This window comes from Arthrobacter sp. 05T444 (assembly GCF_056395905.1).
On sequence record NZ_JBFTKK010000012.1, the window covers coordinates 84,440 to 109,215 of the forward strand.

Annotated in this window: 21 protein-coding genes; 10 read left to right on the forward strand and 11 right to left on the reverse strand. The window is 66.2% G+C overall.

The window, feature by feature from the left end; translation table 11 throughout:
• Positions 1 to 23: 23 nt before the first annotated feature.
• On the forward strand, positions 24 to 1,142 hold the full coding sequence (locus tag AC1DD3_RS13160) for an FUSC family protein (RefSeq protein WP_230119517.1): 1,119 nt from the start codon (positions 24 to 26) through the stop codon (positions 1,140 to 1,142).
• 10 nt (positions 1,143 to 1,152) lie between these two features.
• Here AC1DD3_RS13160 and AC1DD3_RS13165 read toward each other — a convergent pair whose 3' ends face one another.
• From AC1DD3_RS13165 to AC1DD3_RS13175, 3 genes are read right to left on the reverse strand one after another with little or no spacing between them, the layout of a single operon-like run.
• Positions 1,153 to 2,064, reverse strand: coding sequence for a MaoC family dehydratase (locus AC1DD3_RS13165; RefSeq protein ID WP_230119518.1), 912 nt, complete (start codon positions 2,062 to 2,064; stop codon positions 1,153 to 1,155).
• A complete protein-coding gene (locus tag AC1DD3_RS13170) occupies positions 2,061 to 3,398 on the reverse strand; it encodes a 3-oxoacyl-ACP reductase (RefSeq protein WP_230119519.1) in 1,338 nt (445 codons plus the stop codon). The genes AC1DD3_RS13165 and AC1DD3_RS13170 overlap by 4 nt, the downstream gene beginning before the upstream one ends.
• A gap of 9 nt (positions 3,399 to 3,407) precedes the next feature.
• The gene (locus AC1DD3_RS13175) at positions 3,408 to 4,811 is read right to left on the reverse strand and encodes an acetyl-CoA C-acetyltransferase (protein ID WP_230119520.1); all 1,404 of its coding nucleotides are present in this window, start codon (positions 4,809 to 4,811) and stop codon (positions 3,408 to 3,410) included.
• Between the two features lie 68 nt (positions 4,812 to 4,879).
• Here AC1DD3_RS13175 and AC1DD3_RS13180 point away from each other — a divergent pair, with 68 nt between their 5' ends.
• Entirely contained in the window at positions 4,880 to 5,560 is a 681-nt protein-coding gene (locus AC1DD3_RS13180; protein WP_230119550.1) for a TetR/AcrR family transcriptional regulator, read from the forward strand.
• Positions 5,561 to 5,608: 48 nt separating this feature from the next.
• Entirely contained in the window at positions 5,609 to 7,723 is a 2,115-nt protein-coding gene (locus AC1DD3_RS13185) for an acyl-CoA dehydrogenase family protein (RefSeq protein WP_230119521.1), read from the forward strand.
• 106 nt (positions 7,724 to 7,829) lie between these two features.
• Here AC1DD3_RS13185 and glgA read toward each other — a convergent pair whose 3' ends face one another.
• A complete protein-coding gene (glgA, locus tag AC1DD3_RS13190; RefSeq protein ID WP_230119522.1) occupies positions 7,830 to 9,026 on the reverse strand; it encodes a glycogen synthase in 1,197 nt (398 codons plus the stop codon).
• A 100-nt stretch (positions 9,027 to 9,126) separates the two neighbouring features.
• Here glgA and glgC point away from each other — a divergent pair, with 100 nt between their 5' ends.
• From glgC to AC1DD3_RS13210, 4 genes are all read left to right on the forward strand, one after another.
• Positions 9,127 to 10,527 carry a glucose-1-phosphate adenylyltransferase gene (gene glgC / locus AC1DD3_RS13195; protein ID WP_230119523.1) on the forward strand — a complete coding sequence of 467 codons (1,401 nt, stop codon included), beginning with the start codon at positions 9,127 to 9,129 and terminating at the stop codon, positions 10,525 to 10,527.
• Between the two features lie 82 nt (positions 10,528 to 10,609).
• Complete coding sequence (locus tag AC1DD3_RS13200; protein ID WP_230119524.1) at positions 10,610 to 12,061, forward strand: SDR family NAD(P)-dependent oxidoreductase; 1,452 nt, start codon at positions 10,610 to 10,612, stop codon at positions 12,059 to 12,061.
• Between the two features lie 59 nt (positions 12,062 to 12,120).
• Positions 12,121 to 12,582, forward strand: a complete 462-nt coding sequence (locus AC1DD3_RS13205) for a pyridoxamine 5'-phosphate oxidase family protein (RefSeq protein ID WP_230119525.1) — start codon at positions 12,121 to 12,123, stop codon at positions 12,580 to 12,582.
• 116 nt (positions 12,583 to 12,698) lie between these two features.
• Positions 12,699 to 13,181 (forward strand): pyridoxamine 5'-phosphate oxidase family protein, encoded by a 483-nt coding sequence (locus AC1DD3_RS13210; RefSeq protein ID WP_230119526.1) that lies wholly within the window; start codon positions 12,699 to 12,701, stop codon positions 13,179 to 13,181.
• Between the two features lie 25 nt (positions 13,182 to 13,206).
• Here the strand turns inward: AC1DD3_RS13210 and AC1DD3_RS13215 are convergent, their stop codons facing one another.
• The 3 genes from AC1DD3_RS13215 to AC1DD3_RS13225 all read right to left on the reverse strand — a co-directional run bounded on the left by AC1DD3_RS13215 (position 13,207) and on the right by AC1DD3_RS13225 (position 16,625).
• Entirely contained in the window at positions 13,207 to 14,058 is an 852-nt protein-coding gene (locus tag AC1DD3_RS13215; RefSeq protein WP_230119527.1) for a transglutaminase family protein, read from the reverse strand.
• On the reverse strand, positions 14,055 to 14,981 hold the full coding sequence (locus tag AC1DD3_RS13220) for an alpha-E domain-containing protein (RefSeq protein ID WP_230119528.1): 927 nt from the start codon (positions 14,979 to 14,981) through the stop codon (positions 14,055 to 14,057). Before AC1DD3_RS13220 ends, AC1DD3_RS13215 begins: the two co-directional genes overlap by 4 nt.
• Before the next feature lie 87 nt (positions 14,982 to 15,068).
• A complete protein-coding gene (locus tag AC1DD3_RS13225) occupies positions 15,069 to 16,625 on the reverse strand; it encodes a circularly permuted type 2 ATP-grasp protein (RefSeq protein ID WP_230119529.1) in 1,557 nt (518 codons plus the stop codon).
• A gap of 160 nt (positions 16,626 to 16,785) precedes the next feature.
• Between AC1DD3_RS13225 and AC1DD3_RS13230 the strand changes: the two genes are divergently transcribed.
• Both AC1DD3_RS13230 and pepN read left to right on the forward strand, forming a co-directional pair.
• A complete protein-coding gene (locus AC1DD3_RS13230; RefSeq protein WP_476877250.1) occupies positions 16,786 to 17,844 on the forward strand; it encodes a YeiH family protein in 1,059 nt (352 codons plus the stop codon).
• 4 nt (positions 17,845 to 17,848) lie between these two features.
• Positions 17,849 to 20,491 carry an aminopeptidase N gene (gene pepN / locus AC1DD3_RS13235; protein WP_476881847.1) on the forward strand — a complete coding sequence of 881 codons (2,643 nt, stop codon included), beginning with the start codon at positions 17,849 to 17,851 and terminating at the stop codon, positions 20,489 to 20,491.
• Between the two features lie 50 nt (positions 20,492 to 20,541).
• On the opposite strand, the gene AC1DD3_RS13240 is transcribed toward pepN, so the two are convergent.
• Entirely contained in the window at positions 20,542 to 21,636 is a 1,095-nt protein-coding gene (locus AC1DD3_RS13240) for a lipoate--protein ligase family protein (protein WP_230119531.1), read from the reverse strand.
• Positions 21,637 to 21,719: 83 nt separating this feature from the next.
• Positions 21,720 to 21,977, reverse strand: coding sequence for a type B 50S ribosomal protein L31 (locus tag AC1DD3_RS13245; RefSeq protein WP_028267311.1), 258 nt, complete (start codon positions 21,975 to 21,977; stop codon positions 21,720 to 21,722).
• A gap of 293 nt (positions 21,978 to 22,270) precedes the next feature.
• On the opposite strand from AC1DD3_RS13245, the gene AC1DD3_RS13250 reads away from it, so the two are divergent.
• Positions 22,271 to 23,032, forward strand: a complete 762-nt coding sequence (locus AC1DD3_RS13250) for a VOC family protein (RefSeq protein ID WP_476881848.1) — start codon at positions 22,271 to 22,273, stop codon at positions 23,030 to 23,032.
• A 140-nt stretch (positions 23,033 to 23,172) separates the two neighbouring features.
• Here the strand turns inward: AC1DD3_RS13250 and AC1DD3_RS13255 are convergent, their stop codons facing one another.
• Both AC1DD3_RS13255 and AC1DD3_RS13260 read right to left on the reverse strand, forming a co-directional pair.
• Positions 23,173 to 23,982, reverse strand: a complete 810-nt coding sequence (locus AC1DD3_RS13255) for a TrmH family RNA methyltransferase (protein ID WP_230119533.1) — start codon at positions 23,980 to 23,982, stop codon at positions 23,173 to 23,175.
• Positions 23,983 to 23,989: 7 nt separating this feature from the next.
• Positions 23,990 to 24,775, reverse strand: a complete 786-nt coding sequence (locus AC1DD3_RS13260; RefSeq protein ID WP_230119534.1) for a sulfite exporter TauE/SafE family protein — start codon at positions 24,773 to 24,775, stop codon at positions 23,990 to 23,992.
• Position 24,776: the final 1 nt, after the last annotated feature.

Sequence of the window (24,776 nt, forward strand, 5' to 3'; positions counted from 1 at the left end):
TCGCCACCCTAGTGTGGGGCCCGATGACCACCACAAAGCAGGACACCCCGGCCCAGGAGCCTCTTCCGCGTAGAGTTTGGCGGCTCACGTCAGCCAGCGTGACCCGGGCCCTGGCAGCACCGCGGTTGCAGCTGGCTGCCAAAGCGGGCCTGGCCGCCGGCATAGCATTTCTGATCGCACCGCTGATGCCGGGCGCCGCGGCCCATTACCCGTACTACGCTCCGCTGGGCGCGCTGGTGGCCATGTATGAAAATGTTGCCGGTTCCATGCGACAAGGACTGCAGACCCTCGTCGGCCTGGCGGCCGGGATCGGACTCGCTTTCGTCCTGATCAGCCTGGGCGCCACGCCGCTGAGCGTTGGCGTCGTGATGGCATTTGGCGTCCTGCTGGCCGGACTCCCCCGCCTTGGGGCCGGCCGGGACTGGATTCCGACGGCGGCTCTCCTGGTCCTGCTGGTGGGTGGACGGAACCCGGACGACTTTTCGTTCGGCTACCTGCTCCAAATGGGCGTCGGCGTTGCCGTGGGCGTCGCCGTAAACCTGCTCGTTTTCCCGCCCCTCCACTTCAATGCTGCCGCCCTGAGCCTGGCCGAGTTGCGGCTTGCCCTGGCCCGTCAGCTGTCGGACATGGGGGCGGCGATGCACGAAAAATGGCCTCCGGAGCACGAAGCCTGGTCACAGCGGTCCGAAGAGCTTGCCAGGTCCGCCCGATCAGTCCGCGCCGCCGTCCAAAAGGCGGACGCGAGCAGGGAAGCCAACCCGCGCCGCCGTTTCCATCCGCGCGACGTGGACCTTGACTACCGCAACGTCCGAGACTTGGAGCGCGTCACGTTCCATATCCAGGACATGACCGAGGTGCTTGCCGACGTCATCTGGAACAAGGACATGCCCTTCACCATCCCCCTGCCGTACAGCGAGCCCCTCGCCAAAGCCCTGGCCGCCGTCGGGGAAGTGCTCCGCTCAGCGGAGGAGGACGACGCCGGCCGGCAAGCAGAGCTGATAACTGCCGCACACGCTGCGGTCGGTTCCCTGGAAAGGCGGATTGCCTCCGACGACGTCGACGCCGACGCCCCCAGCGCCGCGGAATCCATTTTGCTGAGCCTGCACCGGATACTGCGGGTCGCCCGCGTGGACGGCCAGTAGGCAGCCCGAGCTACAGCGCCGCCACTGAACCGCTGAAATGCTTCCGGCCCGAACGCGGGTTCCAGGCCACGTAGTCCGATCGCAGCCAGGCCGCACCATCCGTCTGGACGGTGCTGATGTCCAGGCCGACCGGCGCCGGAAGGAATACCGGTGCTTCAAACGTGACGTCCCAGCGGAATGAATCGCCCTTGGCTGCACCGACATCAGCCAGAGCCCGCGAGGCCAGGTACATCCCGTGCGCAATCGACCGCCGCATGCCCAGGGCCTTGGCGGACAGGACGCTGAGGTGGATGGGGTTGAAATCCCCTGACACTGCGGCGTACGCCCGCCCTGCATCCACGCCCAGTTGCCAGACGGCGGTGGGATCCGGAGCTTTGAAGTCCTCCGGCCGCACGGAGGCGGAGGCTTTGTCGATGCCGGGAAGGAATACTCCCTTCGCCAGATACGTGGAAATGCCCCGCCAGCGCACGGCCTCGCCGCCGGACACCCGGACCTCGGCAACTAGGTCCAGCTGCGTTCCAGACCTGTGCGCCCGGAGTGCTTCCGCCCGGGCAGTAATATCCAGCGGCTCGGTAAACCGAACGGGGCTGCGCTGCTCAACAACATTACGGAGATGGATCATTCCCAGCAGCGGCAGTGGAAAGTCGTCGCGGTTCATGACGCTCATGGCCACGGGGAACGCCAGCGCGTGAATGAACCCGGCGGGCAGCACGTCGCTGGCGGTTTCACCGATCAGGTGCTGATAGGCGGTGAGGTTTCCGACGTCGGCCTGCACTCCCCGAACTTCGTGGCCCACCGAAGGCAGCCCCGCACCCGCTGGGGAGCCAAGGATCCGTCGCCGGGCCGCCGCCGCAGCCGCGTTCACATAGAGTTTCGAAAGGGACGGCATCTCGCCTAGGATGATGGGCTGGCCGGTGTTCATGCACCCACCAGGTTTTGTCCGCAAACCCTCAGTACCTCTCCGGAAATGCCTCCTGCGGCGTCGCTGGCGAGAAAGGCAATGGCCTCGGCCACGTCCTCCGGACGACCGCCCTGCTGCAGTGAATTGAGCCGCCTCGCAACCTCGCGTGTGGCGAACGGGATGCGGGCCGTCATCTCCGTTTCGATGAACCCGGGGGCCACGGCATTGATCGAGCCGCCACGCTCCGCGAGCAGCGGCGCCGTGGCGCGGACCATGCCGATCACGCCTCCCTTGGAGGCTGCGTAGTTGGTTTGGCCCCGGTTGCCGGCGATGCCGCTGGTTGACGCGACTGACACGATCCTGGGAGCCGAGCGGAAATGCTCGGAAGCCAGCAGCTCCTCATTGATCCGCAGCTGGGCGGCAATGTTCACGCCGATCACGGAGCTCCAGCGCCCGTGATCCATGTTGACGAGCAGCTTATCCCGGGTGATGCCCGCGTTGTGGACCACGATGTCCAGGTGCCCGTGGCGTCCGACGGCATGGTCAATGATCCGCTGGCCGGCATCGTCCCGACTGACGTCGAGCTGCAGCGCTGTGCCCCGGACTTCGTTGGCAACGTCGGCCAGATGGTCACCTGCGGTCGGAATATCGACCACCACCACCGTGGCACCGTCACGGTGCAGCGTCCGCGCAATGGCCGCGCCGATGCCGCGGGCGGCCCCGGTAACCACGGCGACTTTTCCGGCGAGCGGTTTGTCAGCGTCGGCAGGCAGCCTTCCCGCTGTTGAGCCGATCCGCACGAACTGGCCGTCCACAAAGGCGGACCGGCCCGAGAGAAAGAAGCTGAGCGCTCCGAGCGCCGCAGGCGACGTGGCGCTGACATCCTCGGCGAGGACAATGCCGTTGCCCGTGGCGCCGGCGCGCAGTTCCTTGGCCAGTGAGCGCAGCAGCCCGTCGACGCCCTGCCGGACTGCGGCGGCGGCGGGTGTGGCTCCGTCGGAAGCGCGCGAAACAGTGACCACGCGTCCGTTCGGAGCCAGGTCGCGCAGCGACGGGGCGGCCGTCAGAACCGGCTGTTCGAGGTCGGCCGGTGACTCCAGATCGTCCAGAACCAGCACGATCGCGCCCAGCCTTTCCTTGGGAACGGCGTGCCGGCGGACGTCCAGGTCCCACTCAAGGAGCTGTGCCGCGAGCGCGTCTGCCCCCGGGCTGGAACCTTCGACCAGGACCGGTCCGCTGATGAGGGGCTGGCCGGGCTCGTAGCGCCGCAGCACGGCAGGCTGCGGGAGTCCGAGCTTCTTGGCGACGTCCCGGCCCAGCCCCTTGCTGACCAGCCGTGTGTAAGTGTCTGTCATGAGATATCCCTAGTGTGCTTCCAGAAGTGCCACGACGCCCTGGCCGCCGGCGGCGCAGACAGAGATGAGTCCGAGCGCCGGACGCCCGTCCACCGTCCCCTTGGCGTGCAGCATCTTGGCGAGTGACGCAACAATCCGGCCGCCAGTCGCGGCAAACGGGTGTCCCGCTGCCAGTGATGATCCGTTGACGTTGAGCCTGGCACGGTCCACCTTGCCGAATGCTCCGTCCAGCCCGAGCCGGGTGCGCCCGAATTCCTCGTCTTCCCAGGCAGCCAGCGTGCTCAGCACGGTCCCGGCAAAAGCCTCGTGGATTTCGAAGAAGTCGATGTCATCCAGTGTCAGGCCATTGCGCGCCAGCAGCCGAGGCACAGCGAAGGCCGGAGCCATGAGCAGCCCGTCCTTTCCGTGCACGAAGTCCACGGCGGCGGCCTCGCCGTCAAGGACTGTGGCGAGCTTGGGCAGACCGTGCTGGTCCGCCCACTCTTCCGAGGCAAGCAGCACAGTGGAGGCGCCGTCCGTCAGCGGAGTGGAGTTGCCTGCCGTCATCGTGGCCTCCGAGCCCAGGTTCCGGCCGAAGACCGGCTTCAGGGAGGCAAGCTTCTCGAGGGTGGTGTCTGCCCTGAGGTTGGAATCCCTGCTGAGCCCGCGGTAGGGCGTGAGGAGGTCATCGAAGAATCCGGCCTCATAAGCGGCTGCGAGGTTGCGGTGGCTGTTGTAGGCCAGCTCGTCCTGGGCCTGGCGGGTGATCTTCCACTGGGCTGTGGTCAAGGCCTGGTGCTCCCCCATGGACAGGCCCGTCCGGGGCTCGCCCGTGTTGGGCGCATCGGGGGCGAGGTCCTTGGGCCGGAGGCGGGCGAGGATCTGCAGGCGCTGCGGCAGCGCCTTCGCACGGTTGAGGTCCAGCAGGACTTCGCGGAGGCCCTCACTGACTGCGATCGGGGCATCGGACGCTGAGTCGACGCCGCCGGCGATGGCCGACTGGATCTGCCCGAGCCTGATTTTGTTGCCGAGGCCCAGCACAGTTTCCAGACCGGTGGCGCAGGCCTGCTGGAGGTCGTAGGCGGGAGTTTCGGCCGACAGGGCGGAGCCCAGGACAGCCTCTCGGGTCAGGTTGAAATCACGCGAGTGCTTCAGCACGGCACCGGCGGCGACTTCGCCGATCCGCTCGTCCTGCAGCCCGAAGCGGGCAATCAGTCCGTCCAGCGCCGCGGTGAGCATGTCCTGGTTGGAGGACTTCGTGTAGGCCCCGCCGGTCCGTGCAAACGGGATCCTGTTGCCGCCGACCACCACAGCCTTTCGGAGAGCCTGTGCTTCACGAAGGGACTGTGCCTCACGAAGGGACTGGGGCGAACCTGCCGCCCGGACGTTGGTGGTTTCTTCTGGTCCGGTTACTGACTGTCCATCGACGGACATGCTCTGTCTCCTTTGATCCGCGCTAATTATCGATACCCAGCGTACCTGATACGCTGGGTATCGTGAACATGAACCGGCCCCGCCGACTTCCCGAGCCCGTACCCGCCGCTGTCGACGGCCGCGCCTCCCGCTGGCAGTCGCACCGTGAGGAGCGGAGGCGAGAGCTCATCAAGTCCGCCCGACGAGCTGTTCACACCCTCGGAAGCGATGCGTCCATGGAGGACATCGCGGCCGCAGCCGGGACATCAAAGTCTGTCTTCTACAGGTACTTCGGAGACAAGGCCGGCCTTCAGCAGGCAGTGGGCGAAGTGGTATTGAGCCAGATGCAGCGGCGCATCCACGAGGCGGCCCAGAGCGCCCAGACGCCGCGCGAGGGCCTCTTCGCCATGGTCTCTGCCTATCTGCAGATGGCCGAGACGAGTCCCAACGTGTACGCGTTCGTGACCCGGCACTCGGCCGCGGAACAGGACGGCGGCCAGACCACCATTGCCACGGCCGGGGCCCTCGGTCACTTCTTTGATTCCATTGCCAAGATGATTGCCCGGCCCATGCGCGCGCATCTCGGCGCTGGCAAGGAAGCGGTCATCGGATACTGGCCCAACGCCGCGATCGGGCTGGTCCGCAATGCCGGCGAACAGTGGCTGGCCAGCCCGGTCTCCCCCGAGAAGCCCGACCAGGACGCAATGGCCCGCCAGATTACGGCGTGGCTGTGTGTGGGCATCGCACCAGAACTTACCGACGTTCAATAAACCCGTTCAACAACCCCTCAAATTGTCAGAACCAACGAAGGAATCGACATGACTGAAGTAGCGGACCGCCCCACGGGCGCACCCTCCCGACCCGCGCCGGAAGGCATTGCTACGGGTCAGAGCGCCAACGGCCTGATCCCCGGCGGGACGCCCGCCGTCGACGTCGCCGCACTGGGTGAGCAGCTGCTCGGCAAATGGGCAGACGTCCGACGCCAGGCACGCGAGCTGGCCGCCCGCCCGGAACTGCACAAGACGGAAGGCCTCACCCACACCGAACACCGGCAGCGCACGTTCGGCCAGCTTCGGTACCTCGTGGACAACGACGCCGTCCACCGCGCTTTCCCCACAGCCCTCGGTGGCTCCGATGACCACGGCGGAAACATCGCTGGCTTCGAGGAACTGGTCACGGCCGATCCCTCCCTGCAGATCAAGGCGGGCGTGCAGTGGGGCCTCTTCGGTTCCGCCGTGATGCACCTGGGCACAGGTGAGCACCACACGAAGTGGCTGCCTGGCATCATGAACCTCGACATCCCGGGATGCTTCGCCATGACGGAGACAGGGCACGGCTCGGATGTCGCCAGCATCGCCACCACCGCCACCTTCGACGCCGGCACGGAGGAATTCGTCATCAACACACCGTTCCGTGCAGCCTGGAAGGACTATATCGGCAACGCCGCCGTCGACGGCCTTGGCGCCGTGGTGTTCGCCCAGCTGGTCACGCGCGGCGTGAACCACGGGGTCCATGCGTTCTACGTCGATCTCCGTGATCCCGACACGAAGGAATTCCTCCCCGGGATAGGCGGCGAGGACGACGGCGTCAAGGGCGGCCTGAACGGGATCGACAACGGGCGCCTGCACTTCAGCAATGTCCGGATCCCCCGCACGAACCTGCTTAACCGCTACGGCGATGTGGACGCTGCCGGGAACTACAGCTCCCCGATCGCCAGCCCCGGCCGGCGCTTCTTCACCATGCTGGGCACGCTGGTCCAGGGCCGGGTCAGCCTCGACGGTGCCGCGGTGGCTGCCTCCAAGCTCGCACTCAAGACCGCCATTACCTACGCCACCGAGCGCCGCCAGTTCAACGCTTCCTCCCCCACCGAGGAGGAAGTCCTCCTGGACTACCAGCGCCACCAGCGGCGGCTCTTCACACGCCTGGCAACCACGTACGCTGCGGCGTTCGCCCACGAGCAGCTGCTGGAGAAGTTCGACGACGTATTCTCCGGCGCGCACGACACTGATGAGGACCGGCAGGACCTCGAGACGCTGGCCGCTGCCCTCAAGCCGCTCAGCACCTGGCACGCCCTCGACACCCTGCAGGAGTGCCGCGAGGCCTGCGGCGGCGCCGGCTTCCTGATCGAAAACCGCTTCGCGTCGCTCCGCGCCGACCTCGACGTCTACGTCACTTTCGAGGGCGACAACACGGTCCTCCTCCAGCTTGTGGCAAAGCGGCTGCTGGCTGACTACGCCAAGGAATTCCGCAGCGTCACGTTCGGAGTCCTCGCGCGCTACGTGGTCAACCAGGCGGCCGGAACCGCCGTCCACCGTACCGGGCTCCGGGGAGTGGCGCAGTTCGTCGCCGATAACGGCCTTCCCCAGAAGGCAGCAATTGCCCTGCGCGATGAGGATAGCCAGCGGGCGCTCCTGACAGACCGGGTGCAGTCGATGGTCGCCGAGGCCGCAGCTGCCCTCAAGGGCGCCAACAAGCTGCCGCAGGACCAGGCTGCTGCAGTGTTCAACCAGCACCAGGACGAGCTGATCGACGCGGCCCAGGCCCACGCCGAACTGTTGCAGTGGGAAGCTTTCACCGAGGCTCTCCCCAAGGTTGCGGACCCTGGAACAAGGGCTGTCCTCACGTGGCTACGGGATCTGTTCGGGCTGTCCCTGATCGAGAAGAACCTGTCCTGGTATCTCATGAACGGCCGGCTCTCGATGCAGCGCGCGCGGACCGTGGGCGACTACATCAACAGGCTTCTGGTCAAGATCCGTCCCCACGCGCTGGATCTTGTGGATGCCTTCGGATACGGCCCGGACCACCTCCGTGCAGCGATCGCCACCGGCGCGGAGAAGGTCCGCCAGGACGAGGCACGGAACTTCTACCGTGCGCAGCGCGCCAGCGGTGACGCCCCGGTGGAGGAGAAGTCGCTCCTGGCGCGGAAGGGCTAATCTGCGTTAAATCCCCGACGGCGCCGCTCCCCACCCAAGGGGAGCGCCGCCGTCGCGCTTTATTGCCTTGCTTTACTGAATTTGGGCAGTCCTGCTTGAGTGCCGGCTATTTGAGGACGGAACGGTAGACGTCGAGGGTGGTCTCAGTGATGGATTCCCAGGAAAAGTGCTCTTCGGCCCGGCGCCTGCCGGCCTCGCCCATGGCACGGGCGCGCTCGGGGTCAGAAACAACCTCTGTAAGGGCGGCGGCAAACTCGCTGACGAACTTTTCCGGATCCAGCGGGGTGCCGGTGCCGTCGGTGACCTGTTCAATATCCACGAGGAGCCCGGTTTCGCCGTGCTGGACCACCTCGGGGATGCCGCCGGTGGCACTGGCCACCACGGCGGCGCCGCAGGCCATGGCCTCGAGGTTCACGATGCCGAGCGGTTCGTAGATGGAGGGGCAGGCGAAGGCGGTGGCGTGGCTGAGAACCTGGATGAGCTCGTTGCGGGGCAGCATCCGCTCAATGAGCACCACTCCGCTGCGCTGGCTCTGGAGTTCCTCGATCAGGCGTGCAGTCTCCGCGGCGAGTTCGGGCGTGTCGGCAGCCCCGAGGCACAGCACCAGCTGCACATCGGCGGGGAGCTTCGCGGCAGCGCGCAGCAGGTAGGGAACACCCTTCTGGCGCGTGTTGCGGCCAACGAACACCACGCTGGGAAGGTCGGGGTCGATGCCCAGCGCACGGACGGCGTCGTGGTCCTCGTCGCGGTTCCAGAGGCTGACGTCGATGCCGTTGTGCACCACCTTGACCTTGGCGGGGTCCACCTCGGGGTAGCTGCGCAGGATGTCCTGGCGCATGCCTTCGGAGACCGCGATAATGGCCGCGGCGGCCTCATAGGCGGTCTTCTCCACCCAAGAGGACAGCGCGTAGCCGCCGCCAAGCTGCTCAGCCTTCCACGGGCGCAGCGGCTCCAGGCTGTGGGCGCTCAGCACATGCGGGATGCCGTGCAGCAACGAGGCCAGGTGTCCCGCCATGTTGGCGTACCAGGTGTGCGAATGCACAACGTCGGCGCCCGCGATGTCCGGCACGATCCGCAGGTCCACGCCGAGTGTCTGGACCGCGGCGTTGGCGGAACCGAGATCCTCCGGCACGGAGTAGGAGGTCACGGCCGCCCCGTGGTAGTCGGCGTCCCGGGGCGCGCCAAAGGCACGCACCTGCAGGTCGACGTGCTTGGCCAGGACCCGGCTCAGCTCGGCCACGTGGACGCCCGCACCACCATAGATCTCCGGCGGGAACTCTTTAGTCACAATGTCTATTCGCACGATACCCAAGGTAGTCGTTACGGTTGAACTGTTCTAGTGTGAAGGAGTCCGGGCGTGCCGGACTGTTGGGGAAGTTACGAAGGCGTACAGGAGCGACCACATGCCGTTGAATAAGAAAGTCCTGGCCATTGTCCTCGCGGGCGGCGAGGGAAATCGCCTCATGCCGCTGACGGCGGACAGGGCCAAACCCGGCGTGCCCTTTGCGGGAAGTTACCGGCTGATCGACTTTGCCCTGTCCAACCTCGTGAATTCCCGCTATCTGCAGATCGTGGTCCTGACGCAGTACAAGTCCCACAGCCTTGACCGCCACATCTCCGAAACCTGGCGGATGTCCACCCAGTTGGGCAACTATGTTGCGTCGGTTCCCGCGCAGCAGCGCGTGGGCAAGAGCTGGTTCCTTGGCAGCGCCAACGCCATCTACCAGTCCCTGAACCTGATCCGCGATGCCAACCCGGATATTGTGGTCGTCGTTGGCGCCGACCACGTGTACCGCATGGATTTCGCGCAGATGGTGGAGCAGCACGTCCGCAGTGGCGCGAAAGCAACGGTCGCCGCCGTCCGCCAGCCGCTGCACATGGCGGACCAGTTCGGCGTGATCGAGGTGGATCCCGAAGACTCCCAGAAGATCGCGGCATTCGTTGAGAAGCCGTCCTCCACCCCCGGGCTGGCCGCGGACCCCACCCAGTTTCTGGCTTCCATGGGCAACTACGTGTTTGACGCCGACGCCCTGGTGGACGCCCTGCACGTCGACGCCGAACGCCTGGACACGAAGCACGACATGGGCGGCGACATCATCCCCTACTTCGTGAACCAGGGCGAGGCCGGGGTGTACGACTTCACACTCAACGACATCCCGGGATCCACCGAACGCGACCGCACCTACTGGCGCGACGTCGGCACCATCGACTCCTTCTACGACGCCCACATGGACCTGATCTCTCCCCTGCCGGTGTTCAACCTGTACAACTCCGAATGGCCCATCTACACGCGGCAGAGCATCTCCCCGCCCGCCAAGTTCGTCCGCGGCGACAACAACACCGTCGGAACGGCCCTTGACTCCATCGTTGCCAGCGGCGTGGTCATCTCGGGCGGCATCGTGGAAGGCTCGGTCCTGTCCAACGACGTCTACGTCGGAACGGCAAGCCGCGTTGTGGATTCGGTCCTGATGGACAAGGTCCAGATCGGCGCGGGTGCGGTGGTCCGCCGCGCCATCATCGACAAGAATGTCAAGGTTCCCGCTGGTGCCGCGATCGGCCTTGATCCGGAACTCGACCGGGCCCGCGGTTTTAAGGTCACCGATTCAGGCATCACCGTGCTCTCCAAGGGGCAGGCCGTACCGGAACCGGACGACGCCGAGCGGAAGCTTTCGGCGGCCAATCTGCACCTGGTTCCCAACGCGGTGAAGGCCGCCACGGAGAACTACCCCGAAGTGCACAGTTCCGTGGAACAGGTAAGCCAGGTCCAGGCCGCCGCTGTGGGATCCAACTCTCCGTCGAGGTAGGCGCCCGGCCCCCCGCGCCGAGCGACCGCCCCCGGAAACCTTGAGGCAGGCCTGAGGCTCAACAGGCTGTAAAATCAGACCAATGAGCACCTCCGATCTGACGCCTGAAGAGATTCAGGCCTGCCTCAAGGTTTTGCACACCATCCACGTCTATGACGAGGAGCACCCGGACTACGTCTCGGTGCGCCGTGCCACCGGGAAGATGTTCAAGGCCGTCAAGCGGCACCGCCGGGTCTCGAAGCGCGACCTCATCGCCGAGGCCGACCGCGCTGTACTGGCGCAAACCGCCACGGCCGCCCCTGACCGGATCGACGACGAGACACGGGGCAACAAGCTCGCCCCCTCCGCTACCGGCAAGGTGGCCGGCCACCTGATCAGGTCTCGGCCCTGCTACATCTGCAAGCAGCACTACACGCAGGTGGACGCCTTTTACCACCAGCTTTGCCCGGAATGCGCCGCTTTTAGCCACACCAAGCGCGACGCCCGGACGGACCTCACCGGACGCCGGGCCCTGCTCACGGGCGGCCGCGCCAAGATCGGCATGTACATTGCACTCCGGCTGCTCCGCGACGGGGCGCACACCACCATCACCACCCGCTTTCCTAAGGACGCCGCACGCCGTTTCGCTGCCATGGAGGACAGTGCGGACTGGCTGCACCGGCTGAGGATCGTGGGCATCGACCTGCGCGATCCCTCCCAAGTCATGGCGCTGACCGATTCGCTGAACGCCGCGGGCCCTCTGGACATCATCATCAACAACGCAGCGCAGACCGTGCGCCGCTCGGGCAACGCGTACAAGCCCCTCGTGGATGCGGAAGACGAGCCGCTCCCGGCGGCCCTCGAGCCGGCCAACGGAGGTCCCGAGCTGGTCACCTTCGGCCATGCCCATGACAAGCATCCCCTGGCCCTTGCCAGCAGCGTCACGGAGCACCCCGTGCTCGCCGGCGATGCCATCACCTCGCTGGCACTCTCTACTGGTTCTGCGTCATTGGAACGCATCGCGACCGGCACCGCCATCGACGCCGGCGGACTGGTCCCCGACCTCGCCACCATCAACAGCTGGACCCAGGTGGTGGACGAGGTGGACCCGCTGGAGATGCTGGAAGTCCAGCTGTGCAACGTCACCGCGCCCTTCCTGCTCGTCAGCAGGCTGCGGGACGCCATGAAGCGCTCCACAGCCCACCGGAAATACATCGTGAACGTCTCCGCCATGGAGGGCCAGTTCTCCCGTGCCTACAAGGGGCCGGGCCATCCCCACACGAACATGGCCAAGGCCGCCCTGAACATGATGACCCGGACCAGCGCCCAGGAGATGCTGGACAACGATGGCATCCTTATGACGGCGGTGGACACCGGCTGGATCACCGACGAGCGCCCGCATTACACCAAGGTCCGGCTGATGGACGAAGGCTTCCATGCACCCCTGGACCTTGTGGACGGGGCGGCACGGGTCTACGACCCCATCGTCATGGGAGAGAACGGTGAAGACCAATACGGCGTTTTCCTCAAGGACTACAAGCCGAGCCCCTGGTAAGAGGCCGTCCTCCGGGTCATGACCTCCCTGTGCGCGGCCCGTGGCCGTACGATGTGTCCATGAACAGTGCACCGCACGACGGTAAGCTCACATTCGACGACTGCTGGGAGCTGCTGGCCTCAGCCAACGTCGGCAGGCTGGCCCTCATCATCGACGGGCATCCGGAAATCTTCCCCGTCAACTTCGTCATTGAGCGCCGAAGCATCGTGTTCCGCACGGCCAGGGGGACAAAGCTCTGGGGTTCCATGGAAGAGGAGCCCGCCGCCTTCGAGATTGACGGCTACGACGCCCAGACCGAAGAGGCCTGGAGCGTTGTGGCGCGGGGCGGCACCGTGGCAGTGGACGACCCCGCCGAGCGCGCTGCGGCGGACGCCCTTGGCCTGGAGCCGTGGGAGCCCGGAACTAAATCACACTATGTGCGGCTGTCGCCGAAAGCCCTGACCGGCCGGCGGTTTAAGGTAAACGCCCCCGATGTCTGGAACACCCGGCTTGGCGACCAGCGCCGGGCGTCCTTCGAGTAGCCCCCGCCCCTTCCGGCAGTCGCAAGAGTCGACGCGGTGGGCCCGCTCACGCCTGCGCGGCCCTGCCGCGGGTGGCGCACTGGCGAGCGTGTCGGAGCGGGCGTAGGCTCTGGTCCATGACTAATGTGCAGCCCGCCGCAGCGTCCCGGGAATCCGTGGAACACCTGGAATCAAGCCAGTGCTGGGAGCTTCTCCGGCAGGTTTCGGTCGGCCGGCTGGCCGTCTGGGTGGAGGACCATCCGGACATCTTCCCGCTCAATTACGCTGTGGACCACGGCACCCTGGTGTTCCGGACTGCCGAGGGAACCAAACTTGGCGGCGCCCTGGGCGACGCGCCCGTAGCGCTGGAAGCCGACGGCGTAGATGCCGGTTCCGGAATGGCCTGGAGCGTGGTGGTCAAGGGCAAAGCCGCGGCCCTCAAGGACACCGAGGAAATCCTTGATTCGGCGTCCCTCTACCTTTTCCCGTGGCAGGCCGGGCAGAAAGACCACTTCGTCCGGATCACTCCGGACTCCATCACCGGCCGGCGTTTCAAGGTGACACCGCCGCTCACCTGGTGGACGCAGCTCAGCGGGGCCGTAAAATCCTCCCCGGAGTAGGATCCCCTGGCCGAAAACCCGGCCGTCAGGCCAGCCGGGTGATCTCAACGCTTACGCTGAGCGTGGATCCCCCGCCGCCGGACAGGATGCCTTTGAGCGGCGGCACGTCGCGGTAGTCGCGGCCGCGGGCCACGGTGACGTGGAAATCTCCCGCCGGTTTGTGGTTGGTGGGGTCCCAGCTGCGCCATTCGCCGTCCCACCACTCCAGCCACGCGTGGGACTGGCCGGCAACGGACTCGCCGATGTCCGCCGTCGAACGCGGGTGCAGGTACCCGGAGACATACCGGGCGGGGATGCCGCTGCTGCGCAGCGCTCCGATGGCCAGATGGGCGAGGTCCTGGCATACGCCCTGCCTTTGCGTCCAGGCTTCCTCGGCGCTGGTGGTGACGCCGGTGGTGCCCTTCATGTAGGTCATCTCGCCGCGCATCCATTCGAAGACTGCCAAGGCGGCCTCATGCGGGTTCTTTCCGGCCACGACGCCGGGGATGATGCCGAGCACTTCCTCGCCCGGGCCGGTCAGCTGGGACTGGGGTGCCCAGTCGCTGAACTGGTTGAGGACCTCCGGCGAGGAAAGGACGTCCCAGCCCACGATGTCCGCCTCCGAGGGAATGCGTTCCACCCTGTGGACTTCGACGGTGGTTGTGGACAGGACCTCAAGGTACTCGTGCGGCATCTGCATGTCGAACGCGGTGACCCGGGTGCCCCAATAGTCGCGGTAGCTGCTGACCGCTGCCTGGGACGGGGAGACCTTCATCGAGGACTCCAGCACCACTTGCTGCGGATCCGTCAGCGGCGTCATGCGGGCCTCGTTGTAGGACAAGGTGACGCGCTTGTTGTACTTGTAGCCGGTGTTGTGAATGATGCTCAGCCGGGTCATGAAACTTCTCCCACCCAGGCCAGTTCGTCCGCCTGATTGAAGTACTTACGGGAAATGGCGTCCGAGGCCTGCGAAACAGCCTTCTGCACGCGCTCCATGTGCTCCGGCAGCTCCGACATGAGGTCGTCGGTCCGGTGGAACTCGAGGAAGGTGCGGGCCTGGCCGACAATCCGGCGGGCGTCGTTGATGAAGCCGACGCGCTGCGCCGAGGGATCCAGCTTCGCCAGGCACTCGTCGGCATCCCGCAGTGCGTAGACAATCGAGCGCGGGAAGAGCCGGTCCAGCAGGAGGAACTCGGCCGCGTGCTGGTCTCCGAAGGCGGCACGGCGCGTGCGCAGGAAGGACTCGTAGGCACCGGCGCAGCGCAGCATGTTCACCCAGGACATGCCTGCGGACAGGACGTCGCGGGTGGAGAGCATGCGGGCCGTCATGTCGGCCCGTTCAAGCGAGCGTCCGAGGGCCAGGAAGAGCCAGCTGTCATCGTGGCTGACGGTGGTGTCCGCCAGGCCGCTGACCATGGCGGTCCGTTCCAGCACCCAGTGGCAGTACCGGTAGGTGCCCACCACGTCCTTGCGGTGCTGGTTGAGGCCGTAGTACGTGGTGTTAAGGCTTTCCCACAGGCCGGACGACACGGTCTCACGGGCACGGCGGGCATTCTCACGTGCGGCGCCCAGTGACCCGGCGATGGATGTGGCGCTGTGCTTGTCGTACGCGAGGGCGTGCAGCAGTTCCTCGAGTCCGAACTCCTCGCTCTGCGGGCGCGCTCCCATGACCGCGAGCAGTTCGCGGGCAACGCTGCGCCGCTCCTCAGTGGGCAGGTGGTTCAGCCGTTCGAGGTGGACATCCAGGATGCGGGCCGTTCCGTCGGCCCTTTCAACGTAGCGGCCGATCCAAAAAAGGGACTCGGCGATTCGGCTAAGCATGTGCGGCTACCTCCTGCGCGAGCGTGGTGGCGGGAAATCGGTCTGATGACAAGGCTGTGGATGCCGGCATGAGCGGCGCCTGCCGCCTCACTGCTGCTGCTCCGACTGGCGGTCGCGCCAGTTGCTCTCGACCGGCCACACGGAGACCCGTTCCCGGACGGTGATGGACTGCCGCGGCAGCCTCTCCACGGGGACCTGCGGGGAATCTGCCAGCACCCAGGTGTCCTTGGACCCGCCGCCCTGGCTGGAGTTCACGATCAGGGAACCCTCCTTCAGGGCAACGCGGGTGAGGCCGCCGGGAAGGACCCAGACGTCGTCGCCGTCGTTGACGGCGAAGGGGCGGAGATCCACGTGGCGGGGCCCGAACTTGTCCCCACTGAGCGTGGGCACCGTCGAGAGCTGCAAAACCGGCTGGGCAATCCAGCCGCGGGGATCAGCGATGACGCGCTTGCGCAGGGCTTCCAGTTCCTCCTTGGACGCGTCCGGGCCAATCACGAGGCCCTTGCCGCCGGAACCGTCAACCGGCTTGACCACCAGTTCGTGGAGCCGGTCGAGGACATGCTCGCGCGCTTCCTTTTCTTCCAGCCGGAAGGTGTCCACGTTGGCGATGACGGGTTCTTCGCCGAGGTAGTAGCGGATCAGGTCCGGAACGTAGCTGTAGACCAGTTTGTCGTCAGCCACGCCGTTGCCCACGGCGTTGGCGATGGTCACGCCGCCGGCGCGGGCGGCATTCACCAGGCCCGGGCAGCCCAGCATGGAATCGGAGCGGAACTGCAGCGGGTCGAGGAAGTCGTCGTCGATCCGCTTGTAGATGACGTCCACCCGCTGCTCACCGGCGGTGGTGCGCATGTACACGCGGTTGCCGCGGCAGATGAGGTCGCGGCCCTCCACGAGCTCCACGCCCATCAGCCCGGCGAGGAGGGTGTGCTCGAAGTACGCGCTGTTGAAAACACCCGGGGTCAGCACCACCACGGTGGGATCGTCGACGCCGGAAGGCGCCGTCTTACGCAGGGCGGACAGCAGCCGGCGGGGGTACTCCTCCACGGGACGGATGAGCTGCTGGCCGAATGCCTCCGGGAGGCCCTTCGCCATCGCACGCCTGTTTTCCAGCACGTAGCTGACCCCTGAGGGGACGCGGACGTTGTCCTCAAGAACGCGGAAGGTCCCTTCCGCATCGCGCACCACGTCGATGCCGGAGATATGCACGCGCACGCCGCCGGCCGGTTCGAAGCCGTGGACGGCGCGGTGGAAGTGCGCGCTCGTGGTGACCAGCTGCCTGGGGATCACGCCGTCGGACACGACCGTCATTTTGTCGTAGACGTCATTGAGGAAGGCCTCAAGAGCCCGGACCCGCTGGGCTACGCCGCGTTCCAGCACGTCCCACTCGTCGGCGGGGATCACCCGCGGAACGATGTCCAGGGGGAAGGGGCGTTCCTCGCCGGCGAAGTCAAAGGTCACGCCGCGGTCCAGGAACGTGCGCGCCATCGAGTCTGCGCGGGCGGTGACGTCCGCGAGGGAAAGCTCCCGGAGAGCGCCGGCGACCTGCCCGTAGGACGTGCGGGCCATCTGCCCGGGGGCAAACATCTCGTCATAGGCGCCCGTGCGGCCGGCCGCCTCAGAGTAATCCTGGAATAGGTCAGACATGGTCATTAGCCAACCACCTTTTTGTTGCGAATTCATTTCCGGACCCCGTCCTGGCGTGTTGGCGGGTCCTCCCGGTTGGTCTTTTGCCGCCCCTGTCCGGCATGGTAGGGACGTGCCAGACTTCCGATCCCCGACGACGCCGCCGCCGCAGCTGCGCAGGGTGGTGCACCAGAACCTTACCCGGAATCTGCCCGGCCTGCTGACGGCCGTGGTGGCACTGGCCATTGCCTTCTCCGTCCATGCCGCGGTTCCGGCCCTTCCGGCGATGACACTGGCCGTGGTCCTTGGGCTGCTGGCGGCCAACCTGCCGTTCACGGCGGTGTGGACGGCAGGACGGGCCCGGCCTGGACTGGACTTCGCCGGGAAGCACCTGATGCGCGGCGGCATCGTGCTGCTTGGACTCAAGGTGGGAATTGCAGACGTGCTGGGCCTCGGCTGGACATCCCTGCTGCTGATTGCGGGTGTGGTGCTGGCCAGCTTTGCCGGCACGTACGGAATTTCCCGCCTCTTCAGGCTTCCGCGGGAAGCCTCCCTCTTGATCGCCACGGGGTTTTCCATCTGCGGCGCTTCGGCGATCGGTGCCATGGCCGCGGTGAGGCGGATCAGGCACCCGGACACCGTCCTGCCGGTGGCTCTCGTGACGCTCTGCGGCACGCTGGCCATCGGCGTGCTGCCGCTGTTGGTCCATCCGCTGCGCCTCAGCCCCGAGATTTTCGGCGCGTGGACCGGCGCCTCGGTCCACGACGTCGGCCAGGTGGTGGCCACGGCGCAGACCGCAGGTCCTGCGGCGCTGGCGATCGCCGTCGTCGTCAAACTGACACGGGTCATCCTGCTGGCTCCCATGGTGGCGGCAGCGGGAGTGCACCAGCGGATCGTTTCGGTCCGCCGTACACACCGCGCCGGGAAGGTACAGCCGGGCGCAAACGCGGAGCTGCCCCTGGTGACCCCGGAGAGGCTGCCGCCCGTGGTTCCGCTCTTCGTCGTCGGGTTCGTGGTGCTCGTGGCGCTGCGCTCCACCGGATGGGTCTCTGCCGGCTGGCTTGAAGCGGCGGCCGCACTGCAGGACATCCTGCTCGGGGGTGCGCTTTTCGGGCTCGGGTCCGCGGTGCGCATCCACACCCTGCTGCACACGGGGCTCCGGGCAGTGATGGCGGCGCTGGCCGCCTGGCTGCTGATAGCGGTCCTTGGCCTGGCCGCCGCTTTCCTCATGATTCAATAGCGGAGTGTCGAATGAGAACCTCCAGCGCAATGAAGCGGCAGAACGGTCAGCACTGATCACCACCCACGGCTACGACGTCTCCCTCGACGTCCGCAACGCGCCCGATCAGGACGCGGCCGGCTACACCAGCCGGACCACCATCACCTTTTCGGCACGCGAACCGGGAACATCGACATTCCTGGATTTCATCGGCGACGTCCAGAGCGTGGTCCTCAACGGCACCGAACTGCCGGCGGCCGGGATCGTGGACGGTTCGCGGATCCGGCTGGACGAACTGCAGGCCGAGAACACGGTGACGGTCACAGGAACCGCCCGTTACAGCCGGTCCGGCGAGGGCATGCACCGGTTCTTCGATCCCGCGGACGGCCAGTGCTACCTGTACACCCAGTACGAGCCCGCCGATGCCCGCCGGGTGTTCGCAAACTTTGAACAGCCGGACCTCAAGGCCTCCTTCACCTTCCACGTCACCGCCCCGTCCGGATGGCACGTGGCCTCCAACGGGGCCGAGGCGGCCCGGCTCCCGCTGGCGGACGACGCCGGAGCGAGCCGCTGGGACTTCGTTCCCACACTGCCGATGTCCACCTACATCACCACCGTTCTGGCAGGCCCCTACTTCAAGGCGCAGGATCTGTGGAGCAGAACCTCCGACGACGGCACGCGGCTTGAGGTGCCGCTGGCACTTTACTGCCGGGCCTCCATGGCGGAATCCTTTGACACTGCCGAGCTGTTCCAGCTCACCAAGCAGGGACTGGAGTTCTTCAACAGCCTGTTCGACTACCCGTACCCGTGGGGGAAGTACGATCAGGCATTTGTGCCCGAATACAACCTGGGAGCCATGGAGAACCCAGGCCTGGTCACCTTCACGGAGAACTACGTCTTCGCCTCCCGGGCCGCCGATTCGCAGTACCAGGGCCGCGCCAACACGCTGCTGCACGAAATGGCCCACATGTGGTTCGGTGACCTGGTCACCATGCAGTGGTGGGATGACCTGTGGCTGAAGGAGTCCTTCGCGGACTACATGGGGACACTCGGTGTGGACCGGACCACCGGATGGGACACGGCCTGGGTGAACTTCGCGAACAACCGCAAGGCCTGGGCCTACGTCCAGGACCAGTTGCCTACCACCCACCCGATCGTTGCGGACATCCCCGACCTTGAGGCGGCCAAGCAGAACTTCGACGGCATCACCTACGCCAAGGGCGCGTCCGTCCTGAAGCAGCTGGTGGCCTATGTCGGTTTTGACGCGTTCATCGCCGGCTCCCGGCAGTATTTCAGGAGCCACGAGTACGGCAACACCACACTGGCTGACCTTCTGGGTGCACTCAGCCAGGCGTCGGGCAGGGACCTGACGGTATGGGCCAGGCAGTGGCTCCAGACGTCCGGCATCTCCACGCTCCGGGTCGAGCTGGAGCTTGCCGACGACGCACCGGGCCACGGCACGATGGAGCAGGTCACCCTGCTGCAGGAAGCGATGGACCCCGCCACCGGCCGGAGCGAGCTGCGGCCGCACCGCCTGCGGATCGGACTGTACAACTTCGACGACGCCGGCATGCTGGTGCGCACTGATTCGGTTGAGACGGACCTGCCCGGGGCCTCGGAGCCGGTGGCTGAACTGGGCGGCAAGGCCCGGCCGGCCCTGCTGCTGGTGAATGACGAGGATCTGAGCTACGCCAAAGTCCGGCTGGATCCGGTCTCCGAAGCCACGGTGCGTGCATCGCTGGACCGAATCGCCGATCCGATGGCCCGCGCCCTGTGCTGGACTGCGCTGTGGAACTCCGCCCGGGACGGTGAAACACCTGCGGCGCTGTACGTGGACGCCGTCCGCAGATTTGCCCCGGCCGAAACGGGAATCGGCGTGCTCCTGAACATTCTGGGAAATGCCTCAACGGCGCTGGATCACTACGTCCCCGCAGACGAACGTGATGCCCTGCGGGCGGCGTTTGCCGCCGCGGCAGCCGGGAAACTTCGCGCAGCGGAGCCGGGCTCGGACCAGCAGCTGGCCTGGGCACGCACGCTCGCCACACTCAGCCGCACGGACGGCAGCCAGCTGCCAGTGCTCCGCAGCCTGCTTGACGGCGCCACCGTGGTGCCTGGACTCGCCGTGGACGCCGAGCTCCGCTGGAGTCTGTGGCATGCCCTGGCCGCTCACGGCCAGGCAAGCGTTGCCGAGCTGGACGCCGAGCTGGCACGGGACACCACGGCGTCCGGACGGGCCGGACATGCCACGGCGCTCGCAGCCCGGCCCGAGGCCGCGGTCAAGGCAGCGGCGTGGGAGGCCGCAGTGCGCGGCACAGGGTTGTCCAACCAGCTGCTCAGCGCCACCATCGCCGGCTTCAATACCGGCCCGGCAGACCTGCTGGACCCCTTCGTGGAGCCGTACTTCGGCTGTCTGGAAGCGGTCTGGGCGGAGCGGAGCATCGAGATCGCCAGCCGGATTGTGCGCGGGTTCTACCCCGGGTCCCGTGACCTTCTTCCAGGTGCCGGCTCCCCCGACGAACATCCGGTCATTGTGCGGACTGACGCCTGGCTGGCTGACCACAGGGACGCGCCCCGGGCGCTGCGCCGCATCATCATCGAGCAGCGAAGCCACCTCCACCGGGCGCTCACCGCCCAGTCCGCCTCGAAAACACCATCGGTTGCTCCGTAACTGCCGTTTTGAGCGCCCAGAAGGGCAGTTATGGAGCACTCGATGGATACCTATGGCACGCGGTGCAGCCACTCGTCGGTGCCGAACTTCGCGGCAACCCGCGCGCGTGCCGTCTCGAATTCCTGCGCAGTAATCTCCGACGGCGTGGCTCCGTACCGTCCGGCGAACACGTCCATCATGGCGGCCACGATGTCTGTGCGAGCCAATCCGGTCTGGCGCCGCAGCGGATCCACCCGCTTCTTGGCGCTGGTGGTTCCCTTGTCTGACAGTTTCTCCTTGCCGATCCGCAGCACTTCCACCATTTTGTCGGCGTCGATGTCATAGCTCATGGTGACGTGGTGCAGCATGCCGCCGTTGGCGAGCCGCTTCTGGGCGGCCCCGCCGATCTTGCCCTGGTCCGTGGCGATGTCGTTCAGGGGCACATAGAAGGCGTCGATGCCGAGCTGCTTCAGGGCGGCCATCACCCACGCGTCCAGGAACGCGTACGAGTCGGCGAAACTGATGCCGTCCACGAGCGTCTGTGGCAGGTACAGCGAGTAGGTGATGCAGTTGCCGGCCTCCATGAACATCGCTCCCCCGCCGCTGATCCTGCGGACCACCGTGATTCCGTGCCTGGCCACACCGGCGGGGTCAAGCTCGTTGCGGAAGGACTGGAAGCTGCCGATGACCACAGACGGCTCCTCCCAGTCCCAGAAGCGGACCGTGGGATTGCGCCGGCCGGCGCCGACCTCCTCGGTCAGGACCTCGTCCAGCGCCACATTCAGGTGTGTGGGCAACACCGTGGGGGCAATGATGTTCCAATGGTGGTCGGACCAGGCGGTGGCCTTGGACAGTGCCCGGCGGACGGCGACCGCCACAGCATCCGCCGAGAAGCCGAACATCACGGCGCCCGGCGGCAGGGCTGCCTCCACCGCGGCGGCGATCTCGGGCGCCGTCGAGCTTTCCGGGAGTCCCTCCAGCGCTGCGTTGATGTCGGGCAGGGCCTCGTCGGGTTCGAGGAAGAAATCGCCGCTGAGGGAGATGCCGGCAAAGGTGCCGTCGACGACGTCGAGGTCCACCACAACGAGCTTGCCGCCCGGAACCTTGTACTCGCCATGAAGGCGCGGGGCACCGCCGTCGTTTGCAGAATATGGCGTGGCAGTCATGCCTTCCATCCTGCCCCACAAACGCAAAAAACCCGCACCGTTCCCGGTGCGGGCTTTTCCAAAGAACCTTGGGGAGAAGTAAGTTACTTCTTGCCGCCGAAGCCCTTGAAGCGAGCGTTGAAGCGCTCGACGCGGCCTGCAGAGTCCATGATGCGCTGCTTGCCCGTGTAGAACGGGTGGGACTCGGAGGAGATTTCGACGTCGATGACCGGGTAGGTGTTCCCGTCTTCCCACTCGATGGTCTTCTTGGAAGACACGGTGGACTTGGTCAGGAACTTGACGCCGGAAGCCAGGTCGTTGAAAACAACAGCTTCGTACTTCGGGTGGATATCAGACTTCATAATGGGACCTTTGTTCGCACAACTGGATTTTGCCAGTTGCCAGGTATGAATGGGATGGCCGCTGTCTGCATCAAAGGCAAGCAAAAGACGCAGTGCAACCAGCTATCAATCATAGCGGATCCGCGATGCAGTGACGAACCGATGGCCGGGCCGGCACACGGACTCAGTCGAGCAGGAGCCCTGTTCCGCTAGCAGTCACAACGTTGCTCCAATACGCTGCAACAGGACACAACAACACCGCCGTACCTGGCCGAACTCATCGAAAAGATTTCCACGAACAGATGGGCACTTCAATGACAACGCGAGAAATCAACTCAGTCGGCGCGCCGTGCTGGGTCGACACGTTCCAGCCGGAGCCCCGGGCCGCCATGGACTTCTACGGCCCGCTCTTCGGCTGGAGTTTCGATGATCCCACCCCAATGCCGACCGGCCTCGAGGGCGACTACTTCGCCGCGCGCCTCCGCGGCCGGCTGGTGGCCGGGATCGGCCAGGCGCCACAGTTATCCCCGCCGGTGTGGAACACCCACGTGCGTGTCAGCGACGTCGCCCAGACCCTTGCACGTGCCGAACGAGCGGGAGGCACGTGCCTGGCAGGACCATTTGGTGGCGGCTCGGACGGCGGCATTGCTGTCCTCGCCGACGCCACCGGCGTCCCGTTCTGCGTGCGGCAGGCTGGCGAGAGGGACGGCGCTGAGGTAGCCAACGAGCCGAACTCGTGGGCGATGAGCTCGCTGCACACGACGGACGTCGAGCGAGCGCAGGCATTCTACGGCGCTGTGTTCGATTGGGAGCTCGAGTCGGTGCCGGACGCTGCCTTCTCGCTGTGGCGACGCTCAGAGCGAGTCGTGGCCGTCGTGACGGCGACGGACGGCGTCGCGGTCCCGCCACATTGGAGCGTCAATTTCTCCGTCCACGACGCGGACGCCATCGCCCAGCACGCTGTCGCCCTTGGGGGCACCATCTTGATGGCCCCAATAAACACCCCGGGATTTCGCAGCGCGGTGATCGGCGACCCTCAAGGCGGCTTCATCGCGGTCAGCGCAGCCGCCAGCTGAGCGTGCCGTATATGGGGCCGTCGCGAGGGATGGACTCATGACACATGCACGTTTTGGGACCCTCGGCACCAACCCGGGTGGGCGCGATGAGCTCGAGGTTCGACGTGCAGGAGCTGCTGCAGCGCTCGACTGCCCGGCGATCAATTACGGGGCCGCAGCTCCCAAAAGGCCACGGCGGATGCGGCCGCCACGTTCAGCGAATCGACTCCGGTGCGCATGGGGATCTTTATGGCGAGGTCGACGGCGGCCAGCGTCTCTGCGCTCATGCCGGCACCCTCCGTTCCCAGCACCAGCGCAAGCCTTTCCGGGTTGCGCGCAGCAAGCTCGTCGAGATTCACAGCGTCCGGTGTGAGTTCCATGGCCGCCACCGTGAAGCCCTGGTCCCGGAGCAGGCCAAGGTCCTGTGGCCAGCTGTGCAGCCTCGCCCAGGGCACCTGGAACACCGTACCCATGCTCACGCGGACGCTGCGCCGGTACAGCGGGTCCCCGCAGCGGGGAGACACGAGGACGGCGTCCACGTCCAGTGCCGCCGCGGAACGGAAGATGGCCCCGACGTTCGTGTGGTCCACGATGTCTTCCAGCACCGCCACCCGGCGGGCACCGGCGAGCAGTTCGGGGAGCGGAACCGGCGCGGGCCGGTGCATGGCCGCCATGGCCCCCCGGTGGAGGTGGAAGCCGGTGATCTCCTCGAGGAGCACCGAGCTTCCCACATAAGCCGGAACCTCCGGATACTGCTCGAAGACGTCCGCAAGGTCCGGAAGCCACTTTTCCGCGAGGAAGAACGACCGGGGCCGGTGGCCCGCTGCAAGTGCCCGACGGAGCACCCTGGAAGATTCCGCGATGTACATGCCCTCGGCCGGCTCACGGACCTTGCGCAGGTGCACGTCCGTCAGCTGGGTGTAATCCGAGACGCGCGGGTCTTCGGCGGTTTCGAGATAGTGGAAAGTCACCGGCCGATTATTTCAGCAGATTGGCGATCATGAAGCCAAGAGCGACGAGCCCAAGGGCGAAGATGATGCCGCGCAGGACAGGCGGCGAGAGCCTGCGGCCCACCTTGGCGCCGACCAGGCCGCCGATGAGCGAGCTCACGGCGATGATTGCCACCACGGTCCAGTTGATCCGGTCGAAGGCGAAGAGCATGTAGGACGTGGCCGCGATCAGATTGACCCCGAGCACCAGGATGTTCTTCATCGCGTTGGCGTTCTGGATCGTCCCCGTCATGAAGACACCAAGGATGCCGACCAGCAGAATTCCCTGTGCGGCAACGAAGTAACCTCCGTAGACGCCGGCGAGATAGACGAGCACCACAAGGAGGACACCGTGGTGCTTGTCCCGGAGGGCATGCTCAGGATTCTCTTCCCTGTTGCGTACCCAGCGCTGCAGCCGGGGCTGGAACACGACCATCAGCAGGGCCAGCACAATCAGGGCCGGCGCCGCATAGTGGAAGACTTTCTCGGGGAGATGGAGCAGGAGCCACGCGCCGGTTATGCCGCCGAGCAGAGAAGCCGGAAGCATCTTCAGCAGCTGCCGGCCGCGTCCTTCGAGCTCACGGCGGTAGCCCCACGCGCCGGCCGCGCCTCCGGCCACGAGGCCCATGGCGTTGCTCATGGAGGCCGTCACCGGCGCCAGTCCCAAAGCAATCAGAACCGGGAAGGTGACCAGGGTGCCGGAGCCCACCACGCTGTTGATGGTGCCGGCCCACAGGCCGGCAAAGAACACAAGGATGCCGCTGAAAAACTCCACG

What these genes read in the sequence shown, in the direction of transcription:
- AC1DD3_RS13160 (WP_230119517.1), top strand. Translation starts at nt 24, where the DNA reads ATGACCACCACAAAGCAGGACACCCCGGCCCAGGAGCCTCTTCCGCGT.
- AC1DD3_RS13165 (WP_230119518.1), bottom strand. Translation starts at nt 2,064, where the DNA reads ATGAACACCGGCCAGCCCATCATCCTAGGCGAGATGCCGTCCCTTTCG.
- AC1DD3_RS13170 (WP_230119519.1), bottom strand. Translation starts at nt 3,398, where the DNA reads ATGACAGACACTTACACACGGCTGGTCAGCAAGGGGCTGGGCCGGGAC.
- AC1DD3_RS13175 (WP_230119520.1), bottom strand. Translation starts at nt 4,811, where the DNA reads ATGTCCGTCGATGGACAGTCAGTAACCGGACCAGAAGAAACCACCAAC.
- AC1DD3_RS13180 (WP_230119550.1), top strand. Translation starts at nt 4,880, where the DNA reads ATGAACCGGCCCCGCCGACTTCCCGAGCCCGTACCCGCCGCTGTCGAC.
- AC1DD3_RS13185 (WP_230119521.1), top strand. Translation starts at nt 5,609, where the DNA reads ATGACTGAAGTAGCGGACCGCCCCACGGGCGCACCCTCCCGACCCGCG.
- glgC (WP_230119523.1), top strand. Translation starts at nt 9,127, where the DNA reads ATGCCGTTGAATAAGAAAGTCCTGGCCATTGTCCTCGCGGGCGGCGAG.
- AC1DD3_RS13200 (WP_230119524.1), top strand. Translation starts at nt 10,610, where the DNA reads ATGAGCACCTCCGATCTGACGCCTGAAGAGATTCAGGCCTGCCTCAAG.
- AC1DD3_RS13205 (WP_230119525.1), top strand. Translation starts at nt 12,121, where the DNA reads ATGAACAGTGCACCGCACGACGGTAAGCTCACATTCGACGACTGCTGG.
- AC1DD3_RS13210 (WP_230119526.1), top strand. Translation starts at nt 12,699, where the DNA reads ATGACTAATGTGCAGCCCGCCGCAGCGTCCCGGGAATCCGTGGAACAC.
- AC1DD3_RS13215 (WP_230119527.1), bottom strand. Translation starts at nt 14,058, where the DNA reads ATGACCCGGCTGAGCATCATTCACAACACCGGCTACAAGTACAACAAG.
- AC1DD3_RS13220 (WP_230119528.1), bottom strand. Translation starts at nt 14,981, where the DNA reads ATGCTTAGCCGAATCGCCGAGTCCCTTTTTTGGATCGGCCGCTACGTT.
- AC1DD3_RS13225 (WP_230119529.1), bottom strand. Translation starts at nt 16,625, where the DNA reads ATGTCTGACCTATTCCAGGATTACTCTGAGGCGGCCGGCCGCACGGGC.
- AC1DD3_RS13240 (WP_230119531.1), bottom strand. Translation starts at nt 21,636, where the DNA reads ATGACTGCCACGCCATATTCTGCAAACGACGGCGGTGCCCCGCGCCTT.
- AC1DD3_RS13245 (WP_028267311.1), bottom strand. Translation starts at nt 21,977, where the DNA reads ATGAAGTCTGATATCCACCCGAAGTACGAAGCTGTTGTTTTCAACGAC.
- AC1DD3_RS13250 (WP_476881848.1), top strand. Translation starts at nt 22,271, where the DNA reads ATGACAACGCGAGAAATCAACTCAGTCGGCGCGCCGTGCTGGGTCGAC.